This window comes from Synechococcus sp. H70.1, assembly GCF_047502705.1.
Classification (GTDB): domain Bacteria; phylum Cyanobacteriota; class Cyanobacteriia; order Thermostichales; family Thermostichaceae; genus Thermostichus.
In genome coordinates, this window is the sequence record NZ_JANSIV010000050.1 from 1 (window position 1) to 2,226 (window position 2,226).

Below are 2,226 nucleotides of genomic sequence, written 5' to 3' on the forward strand. Positions count from 1 at the left end.
CGAGCTCAACCTGGCCTATCTGCTGCTCAAAGCCGGCTACAAGGGAATCCCGACACCTGCCGCCAAAACCACGCCCCCGCCTGGGAACCCAACCCCTTCCCCCAGCCGCACCCCCTTGGGTGGGATCGCAGCCAGCTCCCCGGTCCCGCCCACCCCGCCCCCAACTCCCCAACTCAACCCTGCCGAGACCCGCTTCCTGCAGGCGCTGGACATGATTGAGCGCAAGCAGTACCGGGTTGCCATCCAGTATTTAAACTTTGCCATCAGCGCCGAGCCCAACGTGGCCCGCTACTACCTGCACCGGGGCATTGCCCACTTGAAGCAAGGCAACGCCGGTATGGCCAAAGCCGACTTCCTGCAGGCCAGCCGCCTCGAGCCGGGCAACGCCGAGCTAATGGCGGAGGTGCGCCGCTGGCTACAGCAGGTCACCACCCAGCCGCCGGTTCCTGTCCCTGCTGCCAGCCGCCAGACCTCCCAGGCCCAGAAAGTGGTGCCGCCGCCGCGCAAAGAGGATAGCGGCGGCTTCTGGAGCCGCCTCTTTGGCAAGAAAAAGTAGGCCCAACTCCCCTTAGGAAGCGTCCCCCAGCAGCAGCAGCGTGACCAGGGATCCCGTATTCCAGAGGCTGTGCAGCAGGATGGGGGCCAACAGGTTGCGGCTGTGGCTGTACACCACCCCCAGCACTATCCCCAGCGTGGTCAGGGGCAGCAGATCGGAAAGGTTGAGGTGGGCAAGGGCAAAGGTGAAAGCACTGAGCAAGATGGCACCCCCCATTGGCAAGTAGCGGCTTAGCGTAGGCAGCCAAAAACCCCGGAACAGGATCTCCTCAAAAACAGGGGCACAGACAGAAACCACCGCCAAAAACAGCAAGCGCGCCCCCCAGCCGTGGCTCTCTAGTAGCAGCGGCAAAATGGGGTTGCCACCCCCCGCCTGCGGCAGCAGCAGCTGCGACAGGGCCGCCGCCAGCACTACCAAAGGCAGGGCTGCCCAGTAGCCGCCCAAGCCCCAGAGCGGCCAAGGGCCCCACAGCCGCACCTGCAACACCCTCTGCCAGCCGGGATAGAGCCGGAGAAGCCGGTACACCAGCGCCACTCCCAGCAGAGCGCCGGCGTTGTAGGTGAGAAACAGGGTTACCGCCTGATGCCAAGGGCTGAGCTGTTGCGCCCCCAAACCCAGCAGGACCGTGTAAAGGCGAGGCACCAGGGTATTGAGGAGAATGAACCCCAAAAACCAGCCGGTCAGCACCGCTTGCGCCCCGATCCCTGGCCAAGGCACCTCCCAGGCCGGGCCGAGGAGGGGACGTTGGTGCCAGAAGCTCCAGCCCAGCCAACCCAGCAGGAGGACGAGCCCCAGCAGCGCCCCTAGCACCGGGATCCCGCCCACCACCGCTAGCCGAAACAGGGCTGCCAAGGCCAACTTTTCCTGCTCCTGGTTGAGGGCATTGAGGCTGTCGCTGCGCTGCTGCAGATGGTAGAGCTGTTGCAAGGCCACCGCCTCAAACCAGCCGTCCAGGTGGTTGCGGATGTGCACCTCGGCCTCGGGCAAAATGCGCCGCGGTGTTCCCCACAGCCCCTGTAAGACCTGCGCCACCTCCTTGTGCTTGGATTCCAACGCAAAGGGGCGGCTGGGATCGGTGACCTGCTGCCACTGCTGCTGGGCCGCCTCCAGATCCTCCTGGTAAGCGTAGAGCAAGCCCAGGCGCAGCCATAGCCCATCCAGCTCTGCCTGCAGATCCTGAATAGCAGCCAGGAGGGCGGGATCCTCTTCTTCTTGGGTTGCGGCCGGCCCCGCCGCCTCGGAAAGGCTGGCCAGTTCGGGTGTGCCCACCTCTGGAGCCCCAGCCGTTTCCAGCCCCGCCATTCGCTTGAGGCGCTGGAGGCGTTCGGCGTAGTTGTCAGCCACCTGTCGGTAGCGATGGCTGGCTACCTTGAACACCTCCTGACCCAGCAGAGCTCGGGCCAGATCCTGATAGCGGGGATCATCAAGGGTGCGGGCAGCCTGCAGAGCCAGGTTGGTCTGCAACAGATCTAACTTCGTTTGCGGTGGCGGCTGGAACCAACTGCTGGCAAGCGAAAGCCCAACAATGCCCAGAGCCAGCAAGCTGAGCAGGTTGAGGATCCCCCGGCGAACAGCAAGCCAAGTGGAAAAGGAATCGACAGAGGCCGTGGCTTCAGGAGGAGACATGGCAGCAAGGGAGGCAACTCCAGCGGGTTATATCCTAGCTTCTA

General features: G+C 64.2%; 1 protein-coding gene and 1 pseudogene. One reads left to right on the forward strand and one right to left on the reverse strand.

Annotation, left to right across the window (positions count from 1 at the left end; genetic code table 11):
• A pseudogene (locus NW827_RS03915) lies at positions 1–556 on the forward strand (J domain-containing protein); the annotation flags it as partial.
• 12 nt (positions 557–568) lie between these two features.
• On the opposite strand, the gene NW827_RS03920 reads toward NW827_RS03915, so the two are convergent.
• Positions 569–2,182, reverse strand: a complete 1,614-nt coding sequence (locus tag NW827_RS03920) for a lysostaphin resistance A-like protein (protein WP_414362585.1) — start codon at positions 2,180–2,182, stop codon at positions 569–571.
• Positions 2,183–2,226 lie beyond the last annotated feature (44 nt).

What these genes read in the sequence shown, in the direction of transcription:
- NW827_RS03920 (WP_414362585.1), bottom strand. Translation starts at nt 2,182, where the DNA reads ATGTCTCCTCCTGAAGCCACGGCCTCTGTCGATTCCTTTTCCACTTGG.